The sequence below is a fragment of the Sunxiuqinia indica genome, from assembly GCF_009847015.1.
Taxonomy (GTDB): Bacteria; Bacteroidota; Bacteroidia; order Bacteroidales; family Prolixibacteraceae; genus Sunxiuqinia; species Sunxiuqinia indica.
The window spans coordinates 61287-81979 of record NZ_WVEM01000018.1; the positions used below are offsets into that span (position 1 = coordinate 61287).

Genomic DNA, 20693 nt, shown 5'->3' on the forward strand with positions numbered 1-20693 from the left:
CAGGCTTTATTTCTGCGGTTCATTATGTTTGAAATATTGTAAACTACATAAAATGAAAGTAGATGTTATCTTAGGTCTCCAGTGGGGAGATGAAGGAAAAGGAAAAATTGTTGACGTCTTAACCCCTAAATATGATGCCATTTCAAGGTTTCAAGGAGGTCCAAACGCTGGACACACACTTGAAATCAACGATTTCAAACAAGTTTTACACTCAATTCCATCAGGAATTTTCCACGAAAATAAAGCTAACGTTATTGGGAATGGAGTTGTTCTTGATCCGCTTGTTTTTAAGAACGAAATTGAGTCGATAAAAAAACATGGTATCGACCTGCATAAAAATCTATACATTTCGAAAAAGGCACACCTGATTTTGCCAACCCATAAATTGCTCGACGCTGCTTCGGAAGCCGCAAAAGGTGATACTAAAATTGGTTCAACCTTAAAAGGTATTGGTCCAACGTACAAAGATAAAGTTGGACGAGATGGCCTTCGGGTTGGTGATTTGATTGAGAACTTTGACGAAAAATACAAAGCTCGCATTGATGCGCACAAAATAATTCTGGAAAAACTTTACCAGTTCGATTATAAACAACTACTTGAAGAAGTAGAAAAAGAATGGTTCGAAGGCATTAAAGTACTGAAAGAATTCACCTTTGTTGATAGCGAGCATATGATTGACGACCTGATACAGGATGGTAAATCAGTACTGGCAGAGGGCGCACAGGGAACCTTGCTTGATATCGACTTTGGTTCTTACCCATTTGTAACCTCATCAAACACCATCTGCGCCGGAGCATGCACCGGATTAGGAATTGCACCGCAAAAAATTGGAGAAGTGTTTGGTATCTTTAAAGCATACTGCACCCGGGTTGGCATGGGACCATTTCCGACCGAATTACACTGCGAAACCGGACAAAAGCTGCGTGATGCCGGAAACGAATATGGATCAACAACAGGCCGTCCGCGTCGTTGTGGCTGGTTAGATTTAGTCGCACTAAAATACTCGATCATGATTAATGGGGTAACTCAGCTTTTCATGATGAAAGGAGACGTATTGGATACCTTCGAAACCATTAAGATATGTGTTGGGTACGAGATTGATGGTGAAGTGATTGACAAATTTCCTTTTGAACTGGACGACAACGTAAAGCCAATTTATGTTGAACTTCCGGGTTGGGAAACAGATTTAACAAAACTGACTCACCAAAATGAATTCCCGGAAGAACTCAACAACTACATCAGTTTTATTGAAGATGAAACAGGGCTTCCGATCACCATTGCATCAGTTGGGCCAAACAGAGCACAAACAATCCATATTGAGAAGTAACAAGATATTTTTCCCGATAGTTAAAAGAGCCTCCCAAAGGGGCTCTTTTGTATTTTAAATTCATAGGTGTCCGGTTGAACTTTCAATTATGGGCTAAAGCCCCTGTCATATATGGCTTTCATTTATTAACCCCGGCATTAATGCCGAGGTTAGTCATCACATCAACAAGGGAGGGCTTTACCCATAACACCATCCTATTGAATATCAGTTGTTCTATTTTCAATCCTTTCTGGCATCACACAATTTCCCATTTTACCAGACTACAGTATTTTAAATTGACCTTAAATTCATTTTTCAGACTTTCAATTCTGGAGTTTAAATATTACATTTAGGCTGCTTATTTCAGATTGCTTGAAAAGAGATTGAATTTAAACCTCAAATAATGAGTTATCATTGTGCAGATAACTTAATTATTTTGATCGAATTGAAAACAAACCTTTTGATATATGAATATATCAGTGATAAACACATGCGGTTTGATTACAATATAAATAAGGCAGTTTGTTTTATTTTGAGTACATTCAAAAGCGTCATCACAACAAGTAATTTGATATACAAACACTGACTATAAAAAAAAATCAGAGACGTTTATGGAAATAGTTCGACCGACGCTGATTCTCGATAAAGAGGTTTGCTTAAACAACATTAAACGGATGGCTGCCAAAGCTTCATCCAAAAATGTATTTTTCAGACCACATTTTAAAACCCACCAATCAGCAGAAATTGGAGCGTGGTTTCGCAGTTTTGGTGTCCAAGCCATCACGGTATCATCGGTGGAAATGGCTGAATACTTTGCCGATCAGGGGTGGGATGATATTACCATTGCAATTCCAATAAATATTTATGAAATCAATCAAATAAATACCCTGGCCCAAAAGATAAAACTCAACTTACTAATTGAGAATAAAGACATGCTCATTCAGGTTGATAAGTTTATAAAATCGCCTGTTGGAATGTTCATTGAAATTGACACAGGACACAACCGAACAGGCATAATGGCCAGCAAAACAAACCAGATTGATGCTTTGATTCAAATTATTTCCAAAAACGAAAACCTCAACTTTAAAGGGTTTTTGACGCACGGTGGGCACACGTATAAAACGAAATCCAAATATGAAATTTTCAACCTTCATTTTGATGCTTTGTTAAAAATGCGTTCGCTAAAAAACCGCTATCGTAAGGATTATCCAGACTTGATGGTTTCTCTGGGCGACACTCCTTCGGCTAGCATTTGCGATAATTTTGATGGAGTTGATGAATTGCGACCGGGTAATTTTGTCTTTTATGATTTAATGCAATATAAATTAGGGAGTTGTTATTTCAACGACATTGCCATCCGGCTGGTTTGCCCGGTTATTGCCAAACACGGATCGAGAAACGAAATTACCATATACGGCGGAGCCATTCATATTTCAAAAGACTCAATTATCAACATTGACGGGAAAAATTTATATGGCCAAATCGTTATCAGAAAAGGAAATGAAAAGATTTTGCTGAGCGAAAAAAATTACCTCTGGGATATGTCGCAAGAACATGGCATTTTAAAGATGACTTACAAAGATTTTGACTTAATTAAAGTTGGTGATTTGGTTGAAATCATTCCTGTTCACAGCTGCCTGACTGCAAACCTAATGGGTAAATACATAACAACTGAAGGAGAAGAAATAACGACCATCCAACAAAGATTACTTTAATTTTCAATTGCTCTGCTCAGTGCATCCAGATAAAAGCTTAATGGGTATAATTTTTCATCGTACCAAAGCGATGCAAAATAAAGACCTATTGGAGAGGGTCTCAACCCATTTCGTTTAAAAGAAAGATCCAACCACTTCAATCCATCGTCATACGCTTTTTGATGTTCGCTTCCTGTCAATGCCGCAACCGCCAAAGCAGTCTCTTCCATTGTACCAACAACACCTTTGTCACCCCCCCAGCTTCCATCTTCATTCCGGGCATGAACCAAAAATTGCTCGCCCCGACTAATCAATTCATTCATTCTGCTTTTTAAACTCGAATTTAGCCATTGATGACGACTGGCATCTCGTAAATAAGTTAATACCCGAGCCGTTCCGTAAACCGGATTCGAATGATCGCTGGTTAATTGATTGCCAAACCAAAGAGGAGTCCAACTACCATTTGCTTGTTGGTTCTTCTCCAAATACTTTATCGCCCCTAAAATTGCAACACGATTTCTTTTTGATTGTCTGCGACTCACCCCATCACCGACCGCCTCTATTGTTGCTGAAAGCGCCAATAAAGCGTGCCCCGTCAAATCAGCACAACTTTGATCAAAAGGCAATTTACCCCATCCTCTTGAGAAAGTCGGAAAGCCTCCATCACGGTTTTGCAAGCCCACCAGCCAATCGCAACCAGCAACAACAGGTGCATGAATCTCGCCAATTGGTTTTAGCTTCAACAAGGTCAGAATTGCCCCGGGAGTATCGTCACCATCAGGAACCGCGCCTGTATGATTCGTCCATCCCCAACCACCTGCCTGGCTCCCATTAAATGGATGAATCTGCTTATTTTGAATCCGCAACAAATGGCCTGCGATCTGGTCTTGCACTTCCTGAGAGAGCACTTTGTCCTTTTGATTCCGTAACGCCCGAACCGACAGTCCGGTTACCCAAGTCGACAAATCCACATCAATAGGCCAGCTTCCATCACCACGTTGTGTCTGTTTCAAAAAACCGATTCCTTTTCTTACGACCTCCAAGTCTCCATAGCCTGCTTCAATTAAACTTAAGCACACAAAAGCCGTCAATGGTATTGCCTCCAGAAAACCTCCGCTGGCAGGTGCCAAACGATCAAGTAACTCTAGTGATTTCCTGACTGAGCGATTTCTTACCAAGCGACCAAAAGCACTCGATTTCTTCTTCTTGAAGATCACAATACCAACTGCGATCAAAGCAGGAATAGCATAGCTCACCACGCTTAAATTTAAAAACCGATATAAGCCTCTTGGCAACAAAGCCATTTCAAATGGCAGTTGTGGAACACGATCAAACGCTCTTTTATCAGGCACTCCACACAAGCCGCACATCGTTAAAATTGGAACCGAAAAAGTATAATCTTTTCGATAGTGCTCTAAAATGTAGTCGGCAACCTGTGATGATTTTGTATCAATCCCCTCGGCCAATAAATACTGTCCAACTTTGGATTGTAACAAGGCCACATCAGCCTTAGAAGTTGAGTATAGATTTGTTGCGGCATAAACCAACAAACTGGTGCTCACATTTCCCGGACTTTGGGGGGAATCACCAAAACTGCCATCGGCGTTTATATTATTTTTCAACCAGTTAAAACCCTTAGCAATTTCAAGTTTAAATTGTTCTGCATCATAAAAATGAAAAGCGGCAATAGCGACAGCCACACCGAGCGCACTGGATGATAATTCACCGGTCCAAAACCCTCGTGGATTCATATCCTTCACCAGAATTTTGGTTAACTCTTCAAACCTATTTTGCAGCTCTTGTTTTTCCATATAACCAATTGATTAAGCTATACTACCCAACGCCAGTAAACCATAAAAGGTGTACTCCAAGTCCCGGGTGAGGTCTCCATCACCAGACAGGAAAGCTCCTCGTTCGTAATTATGCTGAATAAAATCGAAACACGTAGGAGCAATGATGCGACTATCGAAACCTGTTTTTTGAAGCGCATATAAAGCAACTCCCGTTGAAAGTGTGTCGGCACTTGCTGTTTGTTGAAAAGCTTTAAAGCCAGATGAATCATCAAAATAGCTAAGCAGTTGTTGTTGCTTTGGGCTAACATTTCCGCCGAGCTCAAAAATCGCTATAGTAATTGCCGCCCATAAGCTACTGGGAGCTCCAGCGGGTGGTCGATAAAACCAAAGACCTATTTTCCCAGTTAATATGAGCCACCATTTTCGGCCAAACCACGCATCAAAAACCAATAGAAATAAAAATAACCGGTACGAAAAACTAGCCCGGAAATCTCTGCCAGGGAACAAAGACTTTAATTTAGGCGGTTTTGTTTCAACAGTTAGAGCTTTCTTCAGCAATAACGCACAGTAGCTATCAACAAGCTGTTGCGGTTTTTGCTGCTCATTATCGGCAATAAAACTCCTTAGTTTTTCCAGGTTTTCCGGTAACTGTAAGGCCGCTGATAACCAATATCCGAAGAGTGAATAATACAAATCACCCTGTCCTCCACGGTCGACAAATGCTCCTGTTTCATCTTGCTGGCTATTTACAAATAGCTTGATTTCTTCTTGTGTTTCAGTCCCAAGCAGATTAAAGCCTTTTTTCAGAATCTGGATAAAATCAGCATAAATGGGAGTATGGTTTTCTCGCAAGCCCATAGCTATTTTCAGAATATTTTGCCCATCACTCCGTATAAACTCAACTTAAGTTTTAGATTCCGGAGCTGGTTCAATTCGTAATAACATTTATCAACGTACAGCTTTAAGAAAGCATCCGCACGCCGATCGATTTCCTCCTCACGCAATACTTGGTGCAATTGTTCTGAATCCAATTGCTCGATTGAAACAAATCGGTCTGTTTCACCATCTGCTGCCAATTTCTCGTTCAACAAAGCCAATAGAAACGGAAAATGGTGAGTATGCTCAGGCTGATGATCGTCACGGAATTCGTTGAGATCATCACGAATCTGGTAGGCAATACCAAACCAATCAGAAAAAGTCTCCAGACACTTTAAATCTCCTTTTGATGCCCCTCCGTTAATCGCCCCTAGCAACAGCGCTACCTTTACAGCTTCCCCTGTCTTTTGTGTAAATATATGTAGTAAATTATCGACTGCATACGACTTCAATTGACCGTCAAGATTCAAGTCAGCCCCCTGCCCTTTTGATAGATTTACATGCGATGAAGAAACGACTTGCAGTGATTTGGCCAAGATGTCAGAACTTACCTGTAAACTGGATAGCAACTGGTAACCTTTCCCGATTAAAAAGTCACCCACATTAATAGCTACCGGAATTCCATGCGAACGGTGCAGTGTTTCCTGATCATACCGAAAATCGTCATCATCCTCAATATCATCATGAATAAGAGAGGCTTTATGAAAGCATTCAATGATTAATGCCAGTGCAGCCTGAAGCTCATCGCTCGACTCACTCGCGTAGGAGCGATAGGCTAAAACAGTCAGCAACGGTCGAATACGCTGTCCTCCCATAATCAACATACGCTTCGCCAGTTTCTCCGTTTCATCATTCGAATTGAAATAATGTTGAAGCGTGAATTCAGTAAAATAATCTTGCACCTGGTCTTTCAGTAGAGAAACTGATAGCGGTTGCTTTTCATCATCGGGTTTCAAAAGATGCATCTCTTCAAACAGCCAACCATAATCCACATTGGTATTTTCGCAGCCGTTGTGCAACAGTGGTAATCCCATAACCGGAACCGCTGCTCTAGAAACAGGCTCAAATGAACGCTGCAAAACCGGCATGCAACTCACACCAATCACGGCATCAATGGCTCCTTCCTCAACCAAACCCACGGCAACCGTAGTTCCTTCGGCCACCAAGGTTGTGTATCCCAAAGCTTCCGCTTTACTCAATACCCTGTCAATCTGACAAGCTTTGCATCCGGCACAAATTAAGCCAAGTGAGTCCATGTCGCCCTCGCATGATTTCGAATTTTTCAGACATTGAGGCAACAACAACAAACGACGCTCAAATGGGGTGGCTGCAATAACGTCTCTCCACAATTCATTTCCACACAGCACTATGGTAAAATCCAAAAATTCCTGATCAGCAGACAAATTTGCAAGTACCTCCAAAGCCATTTCTTCCAACAGCGAAAAATCAGCAGGCGGAAGCATTCCTTTCTGCATAATCAAGCGTTTGGCCTCCTTTCGAAGAAGGTTCCGAAGCTTAATATCTTGTGGAACTTTTAATAAACGTTGTGTTTTTATCATCGTTGTTTATCCGTATGCACCCAAACCGAAAAAAGCCCGATTCTTTGCAAATTTATAAATCCATTTTTTCTCCGGAATTGGAATTCCCGACCCGTGGCTGGAAACAGGAGCCATCCTCCTCAATCGTTCAACTTCATTCTCTCTACCTGAAGTGTCGTTTGCCTCATGCTTCTCAACAAAATTAGCCAACCATTGCGGGTCTTCCATAATAATGCAGCCTGAAGTTTTCCTGGGTATCTCAACTTTCAACTCTTTTAAAAACTCCGAAGACTGGTAAATTTCGGCCAATGGTTTGTCTCCAATATGATCTTTGGCAAATTGAATCACAGGACAAGGCTCAATATCTCCCGATGCGTTGATATGGTGACTCAATCCGGAAGCAGCCGGACATAGTCCATTCCCATCACCATCCCAGTAAGCATCGATAATAGCGATGTTGTATTTTGTTCGTGCTTCAACCATGTGCAAACGTAGCTGTTGTATTTCTTCTTTACTCAAACTTAATTCGATGGTCGCATTCTCGCCAACCGGGCGATAAACATAGTACCACAAATAGAGCACTCCTTTGTCAATCAGCGACTGGATAAATTTTTCAGACAAAGCCAATTCCAAATTTGATTTACACACACTCATCGCCACACCAGTAACTAAACCGGTATTGGTAGCGTGTTGGATGGCTTCTTGCGTACGATGAAAAATATCGTTTCCGCCACGACGTACATCTGCGACTTGTTCATCGCCTTCAAAACTAATCAGTGGTGTTACATTCGCACACTTCCGAAGCTTTTCAGCAACTTCCCCGGACAATAAAGTTCCGTTGGTAAACAACTGAAAATAGCAATCCTGATGTTTTTGAAAAATATCAAACAAGGGCTTATATAGCAGGGGTTCGCCACCCAGAATCCCGAAGAAATAAGATCCCTGAGCTTTCGTTTCAGTAATAATCTGATCCAACAGTTCGGCTGACATCCGACTGTTTTTCTTTTTCCCCATCACCCAACATCCCTGGCAATTCAGGTTGCAATCATCGGTTACCGAAATGAAATGGAAAGCTGGGAAAAACTCACCCTTTTTCAACCGCTTCTGATAACGATTAAAGCTCATCGTTCCCTTCACACCCATGTTGTAGACGAACTTATATAAGCATTTCCTATCGGTTTTAAACAGCAATTGTTTCAGCATATTACTCCGTTTTTCCTTCACTCTTTCTAAACTGTTCTAGCGCTTTGCGTCTTTCATCCTCAGCCATTTGAACAACCCCCTGCTTGAAAATATTTTTCCGAACTTGATTCCGTTCATTTAATCGGACAAATAAACTACTCTGCTTACCTACTCCCGACTTGATTTCTGCACCGGGTTCTGCTCCAGCCAAAGTTGACTGTTCTGCCAACCGTGGAAACATGATGGCCGAGGTTGGACAAGTTCGTCCACATGCCGGGCAATTATTCTTACAAGCCAGCGGATTAATTACTTTTAAGGCCTTTTTGTTATAGCTATAAACACCAAATAAGCAAAACCGTGCACACTGGCCACAAAGCGTACATCGAGACTCGTCAATAACCGGATACCACGCCGGCACATCCAAATCAGACACCTGAATCTGATAGCGGGCTTCTCCATCACTCAATTGAAACTTCCCGTGCAACTGCTCAAGAATTTCATCCAGCGAAAGTTCTTTGAAGTTCAGCACGTTATAACGACCAAGGTCTACTCCCCCTTGTTCAAGCATTTTCTTAACGGCTCTGGGGTAGCACGCAATAACGATTTTGTGGGTATAGTTTTTTCCTATAGTATGAAGTACATCCTTTTCATGAACTGAAAAAGCACACAGATCCTTCAATTCAAACACATCAACATCCAGCTTACTAAAACGATCTGCTAATTGGTCTGTTTTTGATGATGAAATGACATTTGCTCCACACCGGCAAAAAAGGATACATGTTTTTGCAATCATACTCTTTGTCAATTGAATGAACTAAGTAAATTAAAATCTTTGCAACCGGGAAATCCAAACACGAATTCTATGACAGCATTAACAAGTTTTTACAAAATGCTGAATAATAATTTGCTGAATATATTTATTATGTCATTATACCTTTGCGATTTCAGCCAAATATCAGTACTATTATAATATAAAAATCATCAATCTCAACCTGTCTTATGGCCACTGTAAATACGATTCATTGGAAAGATAAATACTCTATCGGAAATGACTCCATCGATTCAGATCACATCAAATTATTTGAAATATATAACCAATTGGCTGAGTTGATAAATACGGGCTACAACAAGTCGACGTTTACTGAAGCACTTTCGAAGATGACTGACTACAGCATCTATCATTTTAAAAAGGAAGAAGCCTACATGGAAAAAATGATGTATCCTGACCTAACCGAGCACAAAAAAGAACACCGCGCATACATTTTGGAAATTTCCTACTTCAACGCAAACTTCGCCACCAACCTTCCTCCAAATGTGGAGGACGTAATGCAGTTTTTGGAAAAATGGTGGAAAAATCATATTCAAAAGCTCGATTATGAATATGAATACTTCAGAAAAGCAAATCACCTTAAAGTTCGATACCAAACATTGAAGTTCTAATTGACCAACTACCTACACTAAAAACTATGCAACAATTACGGGATCTACCCAATATCGGGAAAGTAGTCGAAAACAAATTAAGGGAAGCTGGAATTGAAACGCCCGAACAGCTGCAAGCAATTGGAGCGGAACAAGCACTTATTCGTTTAAAAACAGTTGACAAAGGAGCCTGTTTAAGTATGTTGTGTGCGCTGGAAGGAGCAATACTTGGGATTCGGTGGCACCAGTTGCCTAAAAAGCGTAAGCAAGAGTTGAGAGAATTCCTGAACATACGGGATATACAAAAATAGAATCATGAAACCACGTTTAAACATCGTTACCGTTGGCGCGAACAATCTAAAACAATCACGTGAATTTTACAGAAGAGCTTTGAGCTGGGAGCCTGCGAAAGGCAGTGACGAAAATATTGTTTTCTATGACCAAAGCGGTATCGTATTCGCTTTGTACCCGCTGGATAAATTAGCAGAAGACGCAGAAATCCCCGCCGACCGAAGCGGATTTTCAGGTGTTACTTTGGCAATCAATCTGGAATCAAAAGATGCTGTGGACCAGCTTTACAAACAAGTCATTGAAAATGGAGGAAAATCATTGGTCGAACCCAGAAAGACCTTCTGGGGCGGATACGATTGCTACTTTGCTGACCCTGATGGTCATTCGTGGGAAATAGCCTGGGCTCCGTTTTGGAAGTTTGATGACAATGGGAGTTTGATTTTGGAATAGCAAAAACCTTAACAGCTAAATATTCTCAACCAAAAGCCCGCGAAAACGTTTTGATAGAATAAATAAATACAGAAACTATGTACACAGGTTTATTACACTTGCACAACTCATTACGTTGGTTGATTTTATTGGTGGCTTTGGTGACCTTGGTAAAATATTTCATGGGTTGGTTCAGCCAAAAGGGCTGGATGAAATCAGACAACATCCTGGGGATTTTATTTACAGCAATCATGGACATTCAGTTAGTCGTTGGACTTGTCCTTTATCTTGGTTACAGTCCAATTACCAAAGCTGCTTTTCAGGATTTTGGTGCAGCAATGAAAAATGCCGACTTACGTTTCTACGCCGTCGAACACTTCATCATGATGATAATCGCTTTGGCGTTGGTGCATATTGGTAGAAGTAAGACCAAAAAAGCGATTTCAGCGCGAAGAAAGTTTGGTATTTCACTCGTATTTTTTGGAATTGCTTACATCATCATTTTGGCTGCGATACCATGGAGCAGGGTAATAGCATAACCTGAAGACCAGTTCACGATTACCCATATTAAAAAAAATGGAACTACAGGTAAAAGATAAAGTTTTCATGCTTGCTGCTTCCAGCAAAGGCTTGGGATATGGAATTGCCCGCGAACTGGCAAAGGATGGCGCCATTGTATGTCTGGCAAGCAGAACAGAAACTGAATTGACGCTAGCTGCCAAAACATTGCACCAAGAAACCGGAGCAGAGGTTTTCCCTTTTGTTATGGACACAGCATCACCTGAGTCTATTTTGAATTGGACAAAAGCGGTGATAAACCGTTTTGGACGCATTGACGGGCTTTTAGTGAATGCAGGAGGCCCTCCGGCTGGCGGATTTCAGGACTTTACGGACAATGATTGGCAAAAAGCTTTTGAGCTAACCTTGATGAGTGCGGTTCGAATGACACACGCAGTTTTACCATCTATGAAAGAAAATGGTGGAAGTATTTTGACGATTACATCCATGTCGGTGAAAGAGCCAATCGAGACTCTGCTTTTGTCAAATGTATTTCGCTCAGGAGTCACCAGCTTGGTAAAATCACTCGCTAAAGAACTTGCTCCCCACCAAATCCGTGTCAACAATCTGATGCCTGGCCGAATTGATACCGATCGGGTGCGCTCACTCGATCAAATTAAAGCGCAACAAAGCGACCTTCCTGTTGAAGATATTCAAAAGGCGAATTGCAAAACCATTCCCCTGGGACGCTATGGCAATACGGATGAATTTGGAAAAGCTGGTGCTTTTTTGCTTTCCGAGGCAGCATCATACATTACAGGAGCAAGCTTACAGGTCGATGGTGGATTAATAAAAACCGTTTGGTAGACTCTCTCCTTAAAACCTTAGTTTTTTGAGTAGTTCATTTGAGTCAAACCGAAGATTAACTTTCATTTTAGGCAGTTTTAACCCACCTCCTCCATTGTTCGATTTTGAACTGGCATAGATCTCATCGATAATGTGTTGATACTTTTTCGTTACGAAATTACGCTTCAACTTGAGTGTTGGCGAAAGCTCGCCACCTTGCGGTGTCCATTCTTCACACACCAGGCGAAAACGCTTAATCTCCTCATGCTGCCCCAATGATTTATTGATGATTGACACCTCCTTGAAAAACTGGGAGTTAACTTCTTTTTTTTGCACCAAGTCTTCGTTGTCGCGAAAATGTATTTTATGCTGAGAACACCAGTCGTGCAAATACTCAAAGTTGGGAGAAATTAAAGCACTGGCAAACTTTTCATTTTCGCCAATCACCATGGCCTGTTCAATAAAGAAAGACTCCTTTAACTTATTTTCAATCATTTGAGGGGCGATATACTTTCCGCCCGACATCTTAAACATCTCCTTTTTCCGGTCGGTAATCTTCAAAAGGGTTCCTTCGTCCAAAAAGCCAATATCCCCTGTGTGAAACCACCCTTGCTCGTCAATCACTTCAGCTGTTAAATCGGGAGCTTTATAGTAACCTTTCATAACTGATGGTCCTTTACAAAGAATTTCCCCGTCATCAGCAATTTTAACCTCTACACAGTCTAATACCCCTCCAACAGTACCGATTTTCATTTCTCCGGTAGCCGGGTTATTAACAGCAATAACCGGTGATGTTTCGGTCAACCCATAACCTTCAAGAACCTGCATGCCAGCCATGCCAAGAACACGGGCAATTCGGGGCTGTAAAGCAGCTCCACCTGAAACGATATAAGTAATATTATTTCCCAGCGCTTCGCGCCATTTCGAATAAACAAGTTTATCGGCTAACCGAATCCTCAACTTCAGAAAAACAGAGTACTTTTTATTGTACTCAAAATGGCGAGTCAAGTGCAATGCCCAAAAGTATATCACCTTTTTGACTCCTGTCAACTCCTTCCCTTTCGACACAAACCCATCGTAAATACGTTCGAGCAGACGTGGCACCGAGTTAAAAATATGTGGTTTTATTTCCTTAATGGCCGGCACGATCTGTCCAAGGTTACCAACGTAATAAACGCCCATTCCTTTATACTGAAAATGATAGTTCACACTACGCTCATAAACATGACAAAGCGGAAGAAAGCTAATCACCCGGTGATCAGCTCCCAAGTGATGTACATTAACGTGCGATAAGAAATTTGAAACAAGATTTCGATGAGTCAGCATCACTCCCTTGGGAACTCCGGTAGTTCCTGAAGTATAAATCAGCGTTGCAATCTCTTCGGGACTTACAGACTGCTTCATGTGTTCTAGCTGATCGGTCAGTTCATCCTTTTTAGCCTTGCCGATCTCCAAAATTTCTCTGAAATGAGCACAACCTTCAAAATCTTCAAAGGCATAAATTCCCTGAATTGACTTGATTTCTTTCGCAACAGGATAAATTTTGTCAAATAGCTTTTTATCCCCAACAATCAGGTATTTGATTTCAGCGTGCTCCAAAATATATTGATACTCGTCTTCTCCGATTGTCGGATAAATCGGGACATGAACCAAGCCTGCCATTGCAAGTCCCATATCCACAAAGTTCCACTCCGGGCAATTCGTTGTTACCGTGGCAACTTTATCACCTTTGTTTAAGCCAAAGGACAAAATTCCTTTTGCAAACTCATCTGATTTTTGTTTATACTCAGCCGTAGAATAAGTATACCATTTGCCATTGGCTTTACCTCCAAGGGCATCTTCGCGAGGATAATTCTTTTCACAATAATCAAGAATATCAAAGGTTCTAGTAACGCCTTTTCCCATAATAAAGTGTTTCGTTTCTTCCAATCAACCTCGCAAAGTTAATATTTCAAACTTTTAAATATTTGTGTTTTACAACTTCTGAAAAAACCAATGCCGGGAGAAATAGAAATTCGCTTCAAGTGCTTTGCTGACTCAATATCAAGTTATTCGATCACCTCTTCATATTTTTTATATTTGAAGTATGACCAAACAGCCAGAATAGCTATCACTCCAAAAGCAACGTAAACCGCCCAATGAATACCATTGGCAGATCCTTTACCATAAGAGTGCATGCCCGACAAAAAGTAGTTGACACCAAAATAAGTCATCAGCACAGAGGTAAAACCGATTACCGTTGCCAGATTATAATTATAACGGCCTTTTAAGGAAGGAATCATCCGCATATGAACAATAAAGGCAAATATGACTGCTGTAATTAAAGCCCAGGTTTCCTTTGGATCCCATCCCCAGTAGCGCCCCCAGCTTTCGTTAGCCCAAACACCTCCCAAAAAGGTTCCAATGGTTAGCATGTAAAGCCCTATGGTTGCCGACAACTCGCTGATGGTTGTTAGCTGATCGATAAAGTAAGCGACATTTTCTTTGTTGCTTTCCTTGATAAGCGCATATAAAATCAGAACCAAAATACCCAAGAACGAACTTAATCCGATAAAACCATAGCTCGCTGTAATAACAGCAACATGAATGAGCAGCCAGTACGATTTGAGCACCGGCACCAAATGAGTAATTTCAGGATTCATCCAGTTCAGATGAGCTACAAACAAGGTGATACCGGTTAAAAAAGCGCCTGTTCCGAGAACCATCGGATATTTCCGGCCAAAAATAACACCGGCCAGCATGACTGCCCACGCCACGTAAATCATCGATTCGTAACCGTTACTCCATGGCGCATGACCGGCAATATACCAGCGTAAAATCAGCCCACCGGTATGAATCAGAAAAATAAGAAAGATCAAACCGGTAAAAATATATTTGGTGATATTGCCAATCGTTTTTCTACGAAAGATATTCACAAAAAGAACTGTCAACAACGTAAATCCGATTAGCAAATACCACGGAAAAATACGTTTAAAAGGCTGATAACTATTGTAAAATATTTCAGCGGATTTCCGCTGTTCTGATGGTAAAATATCAGCTCCAAACTTTTGCTGAAACGAAGCGATCGTAGCCATAATTTGCCGTGGTTGAATATCCGATTCTGTTTTGATTGACTCGGCCAGCAAATGAAAGCTTCGGTTTACAAACAGCGAGTCGGCTGAAGGATATCCTGTTGGGTTGCTACCAGCCGGCCACCAGGCATCGGTTTGATTTTCGGGCGGAAAAAAAGTAAACAAGTTGCCACTGAATATCATAAAGCTGATATTCAATCGTTCGTCCAAATAGATGTATTCTTTTTCCAATTTATTCCTTAAAGCTGGTGCTTTTGCAAAAGCCGCCTTCACCTCGTTGGTAATTTGATATTGTCCGCTTTCATCAAACAAATCAAGGATTTTAGCATACTTCTGAGTAACGCCAAGAGTCTTCGCAATCTCAGGATCGATCTTAATAAATGGAACTGTTTTCCAATAATCCGGATAAAGATTCATGCTCAGCACAACTTCGTCTGACGACATGCCATTCAATGATGATTTCCGGCTCAATTTTCGTAAGATTTCGCTCGACAACGTAGACATGGGCTCAATACGTCCGTCACGCCCATGCACCCACAGCTCTGAAAAATCCTCGACCAGCTGCTCATTCAGCGGAGGAATTATATTAGCAGGGCTCTCCTGTGCAAAGCTTTGACTTCCGACCATCGTAAAACCCAAAAGTAATATGGCCATTTTTGTATTAGCCGATGACTTTAGATGACGTACTAAAAACTGGAAATACGAATTTTTATTGAATAATGATAAGATAAGCGCCACCGTTAACAGCAAATAGCCAATATAAGTCACCAGAGTTCCCCAAAAATCCTTGTTAACAGAAAGTACGGTTCCCAACTCATCCTGATCGTATGAAGATTGGTAAAAACGATAGCCGCGATATTGCAATGTGTTATTCATGAAAATCCGCACATCCCGCCTGACATTTTTCTCGGGATCAACTAATTCAATTTCGCTCGCAAATGACGATGGACTTTCTGAACCGATATAACGTTCCAATTGAAAATCTTTCAACCCCAAACTAAATGGCAAATAAACCGGCTGTGAACCATAAGTAAGTTCAATCGCTGTATTTCCAACCATATAGGTTACGGGGTCTCCAATTTGCCCGGCACGCCCGAAAACATTAATAACAGCCTGCCGCTCTCCATCCGAGATTTCAACAATAACCGCATCTTCCTGAGCATTTCCCGTTTCATCTTTACTAACTCGCAAACTAGCTGTCTCATAATACTTCTTCACTAGTAACATATAATTACCAAAGGCATATAACTGCATGGTTTGTAATTCGGTTCGCGACCCGGCGGGGATGAGTTTTGATTCACCTCCAGTCATCGAACGTAGCTCCAAATCCCGGTCGGTCACGATGAAAAAAGCTGAGCCTTCCTGCTCAAAACGAATATCGGCATTGCCTTCGAAACCGACAACGGCCGCCCCCAGGTTTATTGTTTCTCCTTTCCCAAAAGTAAAGCTCTGCATTCCTTGTCCTGCTGAAACCACAAAATCCACCAATGGCGCCCCATTTGGACTTTCCACTGGAGTTTTAACAGCATTCTTCACAAAGCCAACAGACTTGACACTTACCGATTGACCTTCAAGGTCAATACTTTTGCTAAATTGATTTGGTGTGAGCTCCGAAAAAATAACCTTCTTCTCAATTTCCTTGTCCGGTGTTTTCAGGGTGAAATAAGAGTCAGTTGAAACAATATAGTTGTTTGAACTTCCTTCGCGAATATGCATTACCCCTTCAAAACTAATGTAACGAGTAACGGCTGCTCCCAGAATGATAACGATGAATGACAAGTGAAACAATCCGATGGTCAGCTTCTTTTTGGTATATAAACGATAACGCAAAACATTATGCACCAAGTTAACCCCCAACAATAAAAATACAAATTCGAACCAATGTGTATTATATATCAGCGCTTTTGCTGCCGGTGTACCATAACTACTTTCGACAAACGTAGCTATAGCCATTGAAAAAGCAAGTACCAACAATAAAAAACCCATAAAAGAAGTGGAAACCAGAAATTGATATATTTTCTTCATCAGAAGTGTCTTTGAATTACTAAAGTCAATATAAAAGCATAATGCAAAAGCGCAACAATAATAATGTTAGTCAGATAAACACATTTTTAGATATTTAGTTTAGCTTGGTTTTATGCTGAAAAAAAAACTCCGAAGTTTTGCTCATCGAAATAACGACTTATTTGTCTTAATATTGTAATGTAAGACGACCAGTTGAATCAATTGACGTTTTACCTTATGTAGCTGATAAAAAGTCAAATTCCGAGAAAAGAAAACAGAATTTAATGTGCCGGAAATTACCGGAAGCAAAACAATACAGTAACAAAATATTCCTTTCTGAGTATAAGTCCTTATTATTAATCAACGTTAAGAACAATGAAAAAGAACATGGGAATCGCTGATCGGGTCATTCGGACAATCGTTGCCGTATTAATTGCTATTTTATATTTTGCCAATATCGTTACCGGCACACTTGCAATTGTTCTGCTAATTTTCGCTTGCATTCTGCTACTTACCAGTGTGGTTAGTTTTTGCCCACTATACATGCCCTTTGGATTAAGAACCTGTAAAAAAGAGAATTAAATAAACTTATAAAGATCGACCTTGATTAAACTGGGTAGATCATCTTTTGTTCTCTCATTTCTTTATCCAGTTAAAAATATATCAAGTCGAAATAATTCCTTAATTTGAATACTTTAAACTATCATCTTCGTCCATGATCCGAACACCAGACAGGGAAACAGTTGTCGTTTTTAGAGGCCATCCAATGAAAGCTGAAATGGTGCATGAGCTTTTAAAAGGCCACGAAATAATAAGTTTCATAAATAACGAACTTATGGGAAGTATTGCACCTTGGCAAGTGTCTGCGGGTGGATTTCAACCCGTTGAAATTGTCATCAACAAAAAAGATGAGCTGAAAGCCATTTCTTTAATTGAAGAATTTCAATCGGCGACATAAAAAAGCTCCACCTGAAAACATCAGCTGGAGCTTAAAATATCGTTATTGTAGCTTTCAACCTACAAATGATTCTGCTTTGGCAATCGCTGCATCAATTCCCGCAACATCCTTCCCGCCGGCTGTCGCATAAAATGGTTGACCGCCACCGCCGCCTTTCATTTCTTTGGCAGCTTCGCGAACAATCTGCCCGGCATTTAAGCCTTTTTCTTTCACCAAGTTGTCAGCAATCATAATACTCAAACTTGGTTTTCCTTTTATTTCGGCTCCTAACACCAGGAAAAGATTATCAACTTCGCCTTTCAACTGAAACGCTAAATCTTTAATGGCCTGTGGCGAATCTAAATTGACCTTAGCCGCAATAACATTTACCCCGTCAAGTGACTTAATTTTTTTCTTCAATTCATCTTTCACTCCAGCTGCAGCTTGCTTCTCAAATGCCTCCAATTGCTTTTTCAGTGCTGCATTTTCCTGCATCAAATCATCAACCGATTTCGTTAGGTTTTTGGTGTTGTTGAACAAGCCCCGTAATTCAAGAAGCTCATCCATATTTTTATTGATGTAGCTTTCTGCTTTATCAGCTGTAATTGCCTCAATACGACGAACACCGGCAGAAATAGCACTTTCCGAAGTAATCACGAAATAGCCAATTTGCCCGGTTGCCGGAACGTGTGTTCCGCCACAAAGCTCTACTGAGTCGCCGAACTTAATTACCCGGACATTGTCGCCATATTTTTCACCAAACAGGGCAATAGCTCCCATTTTCTGAGCTTCAGCAAAAGGCACATCCTGCTTTTCTTCTTGCTCATAGTTTTGGCGAATCAGCTCATTTACACGAGCCTGAATTTTATCCAGTTCTTCCTTGCTTACTTTCTGAAAATGCGAAAAGTCAAATCGTAAATAATCGGCATTCACCAACGATCCTTTTTGCTCCACATGTGTCCCCAGTACTTCACGCAAAGCTTGATCGAGCAGATGTGTTGCGGTGTGGTTATTCGCGGTCAACTTACGTTTCTGATTACTGACAATTGCTTTAAAAGTTGCTTCCGGATCAGATGGCAATTCCTTTGCGATATGTACCGTCAGGTTGTTTTCCTTTTGTGTGTCGATAATGCTTGTTTTGGCACCATCAGCTTCAATATAACCAGCGTCTCCTGCCTGACCTCCGGACTCACCATAAAATGGGGTTTGGTCGAAAACCAAATGATAAAACTCCTTATCTTTTTGTTTCACTTTCCGATAACGGGCAATTTGAATGTCTGCTTCAAGCGTTGTGTAACCCAGAAACTTCACTTCATCAATTTTCTTCAATTCTACCCAATCGCTGGTTTCCTGAGCCGCAGCGTTTCGCGAGCGATCTTTCTGCTTTTTCATTTCCGCATCAAACTCAGCACGATTAACCGACAATCCATTCTCACGTAAGATCAGCTCCGTTAAATCCAATGGGAATCCAAATGTATCGTAAAGTTCAAAAGCACTTTTGCCTGAAACAACTGAAAGCTTTTCCTTTTTGGCCTTGCCCATCACATCATCCAACAGTCGAATACCGGTTTCAAGGGTACGCAAAAAGCTTTCTTCTTCCTCTTTAATTACTTTTTCGATCAACTCCTGCTGCGACTGTAACTCAGGGAATGCTTCTCCCATATTCTCTTTCAATGCTTTAACCAGCTTATGGATAAAAGCCTCACGGAAATTTAGGAAAGTATAACCATAACGCACAGCACGACGCAAAATTCGGCGAATCACATAACCGGCCTTATTGTTCGAAGGCAACTGTCCGTCAGCAATAGCAAACGCAATAGCTCTCAAGTGGTCAGCAATTACGCGCATGGCAATATCTTCCTTCTCACTTTCGCCATACTTTTTGCCACAAAGTTCAGCCAACTCGCCAATTACCGCTTGAAAAACATCGGTGTCGTAATTCGACTTTTTATTTTGTAGCACCATACACAAGCGTTCGAAGCCCATTCCGGTGTCCACATGTTTTGCAGGCAATTCTTCCAGGCTGCCATTGGCTCTCCGGTTAAACTGAATGAATACCAGGTTCCAGATTTCAATCACCAGCGGATGATCTTTATTCACCAACTCAGCGCCAGGCACTGCTGACCGTTCCTGGTCATCACGCAAATCCACATGAAGCTCAGAACAAGGACCACAAGGACCGGTGTCACCCATTTCCCAAAAGTTATCTTTCTTATTTCCGTTCAAAACATGATGAGCAGGTAAGTGTTGCAACCACAAATGCTTGGCTTCCTCATCCAAACCCAACTTGTCATCAGCACTGCCCTCGAAAACGGTCGCATACATCCGGTCAGGATGGATCCCCATTTTGTCGTGCAAAAATTCCCAGGCCCAGTTGATCGCATCTTCCTTAAAATAGTCGCCAAACGACCAGTTTCCAAGCATCTCAAACATGGTATGATGGTAGGTATCATGACCAACCTCTTCCAAGTCGTTATGCTTACCGGAAACCCGGAGGCATTTTTGGGTATCGGCTACCCGCACTGATTTTGCCGGCTGATTGCCCAGAAAAATATCTTTGAATTGGTTCATCCCGGCATTGGTAAACATGAGTGTTGGATCATTTTTCACCACCATTGGGGCCGAATCGACTATGGTATGTTGCTTTGAAATAAAAAAGTCCAGAAAGGCCTTTCTGATCGCTTTGGAATTCATCTCCATCGTTCCTTAATATGTTTAAAATTTGTTAAAAAGTGGTTCACAGCGCACTAATCAAACTGATTAAACCAATAATTCAATTACTTTTGCGTTGAGTAGTTAATCTGCCTGA

At 41.1% G+C, this 20693-nt stretch carries 17 protein-coding genes; 9 read left to right on the plus strand and 8 right to left on the minus strand.

Annotated features, from left to right (window positions below):
• The first annotated feature begins 52 nt into the window (after positions 1-52).
• Both GR929_RS19890 and GR929_RS19895 read left to right on the plus strand, forming a co-directional pair.
• Complete coding sequence (locus GR929_RS19890; protein WP_159523184.1) at positions 53-1327, plus strand: adenylosuccinate synthase; 1275 nt, start codon at positions 53-55, stop codon at positions 1325-1327.
• A gap of 590 nt (positions 1328-1917) precedes the next feature.
• The gene (locus tag GR929_RS19895) at positions 1918-3021 is read left to right on the plus strand and encodes an alanine racemase (protein ID WP_159523186.1); all 1104 of its coding nucleotides are present in this window, start codon (positions 1918-1920) and stop codon (positions 3019-3021) included.
• On the opposite strand, the gene GR929_RS19900 is transcribed toward GR929_RS19895, so the two are convergent.
• The 5 genes from GR929_RS19900 to GR929_RS19920 form a co-directional block, all read right to left on the minus strand.
• Positions 3018-4811 carry a prenyltransferase/squalene oxidase repeat-containing protein gene (locus tag GR929_RS19900; protein WP_159523188.1) on the minus strand — a complete coding sequence of 598 codons (1794 nt, stop codon included), beginning with the start codon at positions 4809-4811 and terminating at the stop codon, positions 3018-3020. The two genes, GR929_RS19895 and GR929_RS19900, sit on opposite strands and share 4 nt — an antisense overlap.
• Before the next feature lie 12 nt (positions 4812-4823).
• Positions 4824-5651, minus strand: coding sequence for a hypothetical protein (locus GR929_RS19905; protein ID WP_159523190.1), 828 nt, complete (start codon positions 5649-5651; stop codon positions 4824-4826).
• A gap of 8 nt (positions 5652-5659) precedes the next feature.
• Complete coding sequence (locus GR929_RS19910; RefSeq protein ID WP_235934506.1) at positions 5660-7144, minus strand: polyprenyl synthetase family protein; 1485 nt, start codon at positions 7142-7144, stop codon at positions 5660-5662.
• 90 nt (positions 7145-7234) lie between these two features.
• Positions 7235-8410: a radical SAM protein gene (locus GR929_RS19915; protein WP_159523194.1), complete on the minus strand. Its 1176-nt coding sequence runs from the start codon at positions 8408-8410 to the stop codon at positions 7235-7237.
• 1 nt (position 8411) lies between these two features.
• Positions 8412-9182 carry an ATP-binding protein gene (locus GR929_RS19920; protein ID WP_159523196.1) on the minus strand — a complete coding sequence of 257 codons (771 nt, stop codon included), beginning with the start codon at positions 9180-9182 and terminating at the stop codon, positions 8412-8414.
• A gap of 206 nt (positions 9183-9388) precedes the next feature.
• On the opposite strand from GR929_RS19920, the gene GR929_RS19925 reads away from it, so the two are divergent.
• The 5 genes from GR929_RS19925 to GR929_RS19945 all read left to right on the plus strand — a co-directional run bounded on the left by GR929_RS19925 (position 9389) and on the right by GR929_RS19945 (position 11893).
• Positions 9389-9829, plus strand: coding sequence for a bacteriohemerythrin (locus GR929_RS19925; protein ID WP_159523198.1), 441 nt, complete (start codon positions 9389-9391; stop codon positions 9827-9829).
• Positions 9830-9855: 26 nt separating this feature from the next.
• Complete coding sequence (locus tag GR929_RS19930; RefSeq protein ID WP_159523200.1) at positions 9856-10119, plus strand: TfoX/Sxy family protein; 264 nt, start codon at positions 9856-9858, stop codon at positions 10117-10119.
• Between the two features lie 4 nt (positions 10120-10123).
• Complete coding sequence (locus tag GR929_RS19935) at positions 10124-10549, plus strand: VOC family protein (RefSeq protein WP_159523202.1); 426 nt, start codon at positions 10124-10126, stop codon at positions 10547-10549.
• 77 nt (positions 10550-10626) lie between these two features.
• A complete protein-coding gene (locus GR929_RS19940; protein ID WP_159523204.1) occupies positions 10627-11067 on the plus strand; it encodes a hypothetical protein in 441 nt (146 codons plus the stop codon).
• 37 nt (positions 11068-11104) lie between these two features.
• Positions 11105-11893 (plus strand): SDR family oxidoreductase, encoded by a 789-nt coding sequence (locus tag GR929_RS19945; protein ID WP_159523206.1) that lies wholly within the window; start codon positions 11105-11107, stop codon positions 11891-11893.
• A gap of 9 nt (positions 11894-11902) precedes the next feature.
• On the opposite strand, the gene GR929_RS19950 is transcribed toward GR929_RS19945, so the two are convergent.
• Positions 11903-13777 (minus strand): AMP-dependent synthetase/ligase, encoded by a 1875-nt coding sequence (locus tag GR929_RS19950; protein WP_159523208.1) that lies wholly within the window; start codon positions 13775-13777, stop codon positions 11903-11905.
• Between the two features lie 143 nt (positions 13778-13920).
• Positions 13921-16968 (minus strand): c-type cytochrome biogenesis protein CcsB, encoded by a 3048-nt coding sequence (ccsB, locus tag GR929_RS19955; RefSeq protein ID WP_159523210.1) that lies wholly within the window; start codon positions 16966-16968, stop codon positions 13921-13923.
• 354 nt (positions 16969-17322) lie between these two features.
• On the opposite strand from ccsB, the gene GR929_RS19960 reads away from it, so the two are divergent.
• Complete coding sequence (locus GR929_RS19960) at positions 17323-17529, plus strand: YgaP family membrane protein (protein ID WP_159523212.1); 207 nt, start codon at positions 17323-17325, stop codon at positions 17527-17529.
• Between the two features lie 133 nt (positions 17530-17662).
• Positions 17663-17905, plus strand: a complete 243-nt coding sequence (locus tag GR929_RS19965) for a putative signal transducing protein (RefSeq protein ID WP_235934509.1) — start codon at positions 17663-17665, stop codon at positions 17903-17905.
• A gap of 54 nt (positions 17906-17959) precedes the next feature.
• Here the strand turns inward: GR929_RS19965 and alaS are convergent, their stop codons facing one another.
• Positions 17960-20584, minus strand: coding sequence for an alanine--tRNA ligase (alaS, locus tag GR929_RS19970; protein WP_235934512.1), 2625 nt, complete (start codon positions 20582-20584; stop codon positions 17960-17962).
• Positions 20585-20693 lie beyond the last annotated feature (109 nt).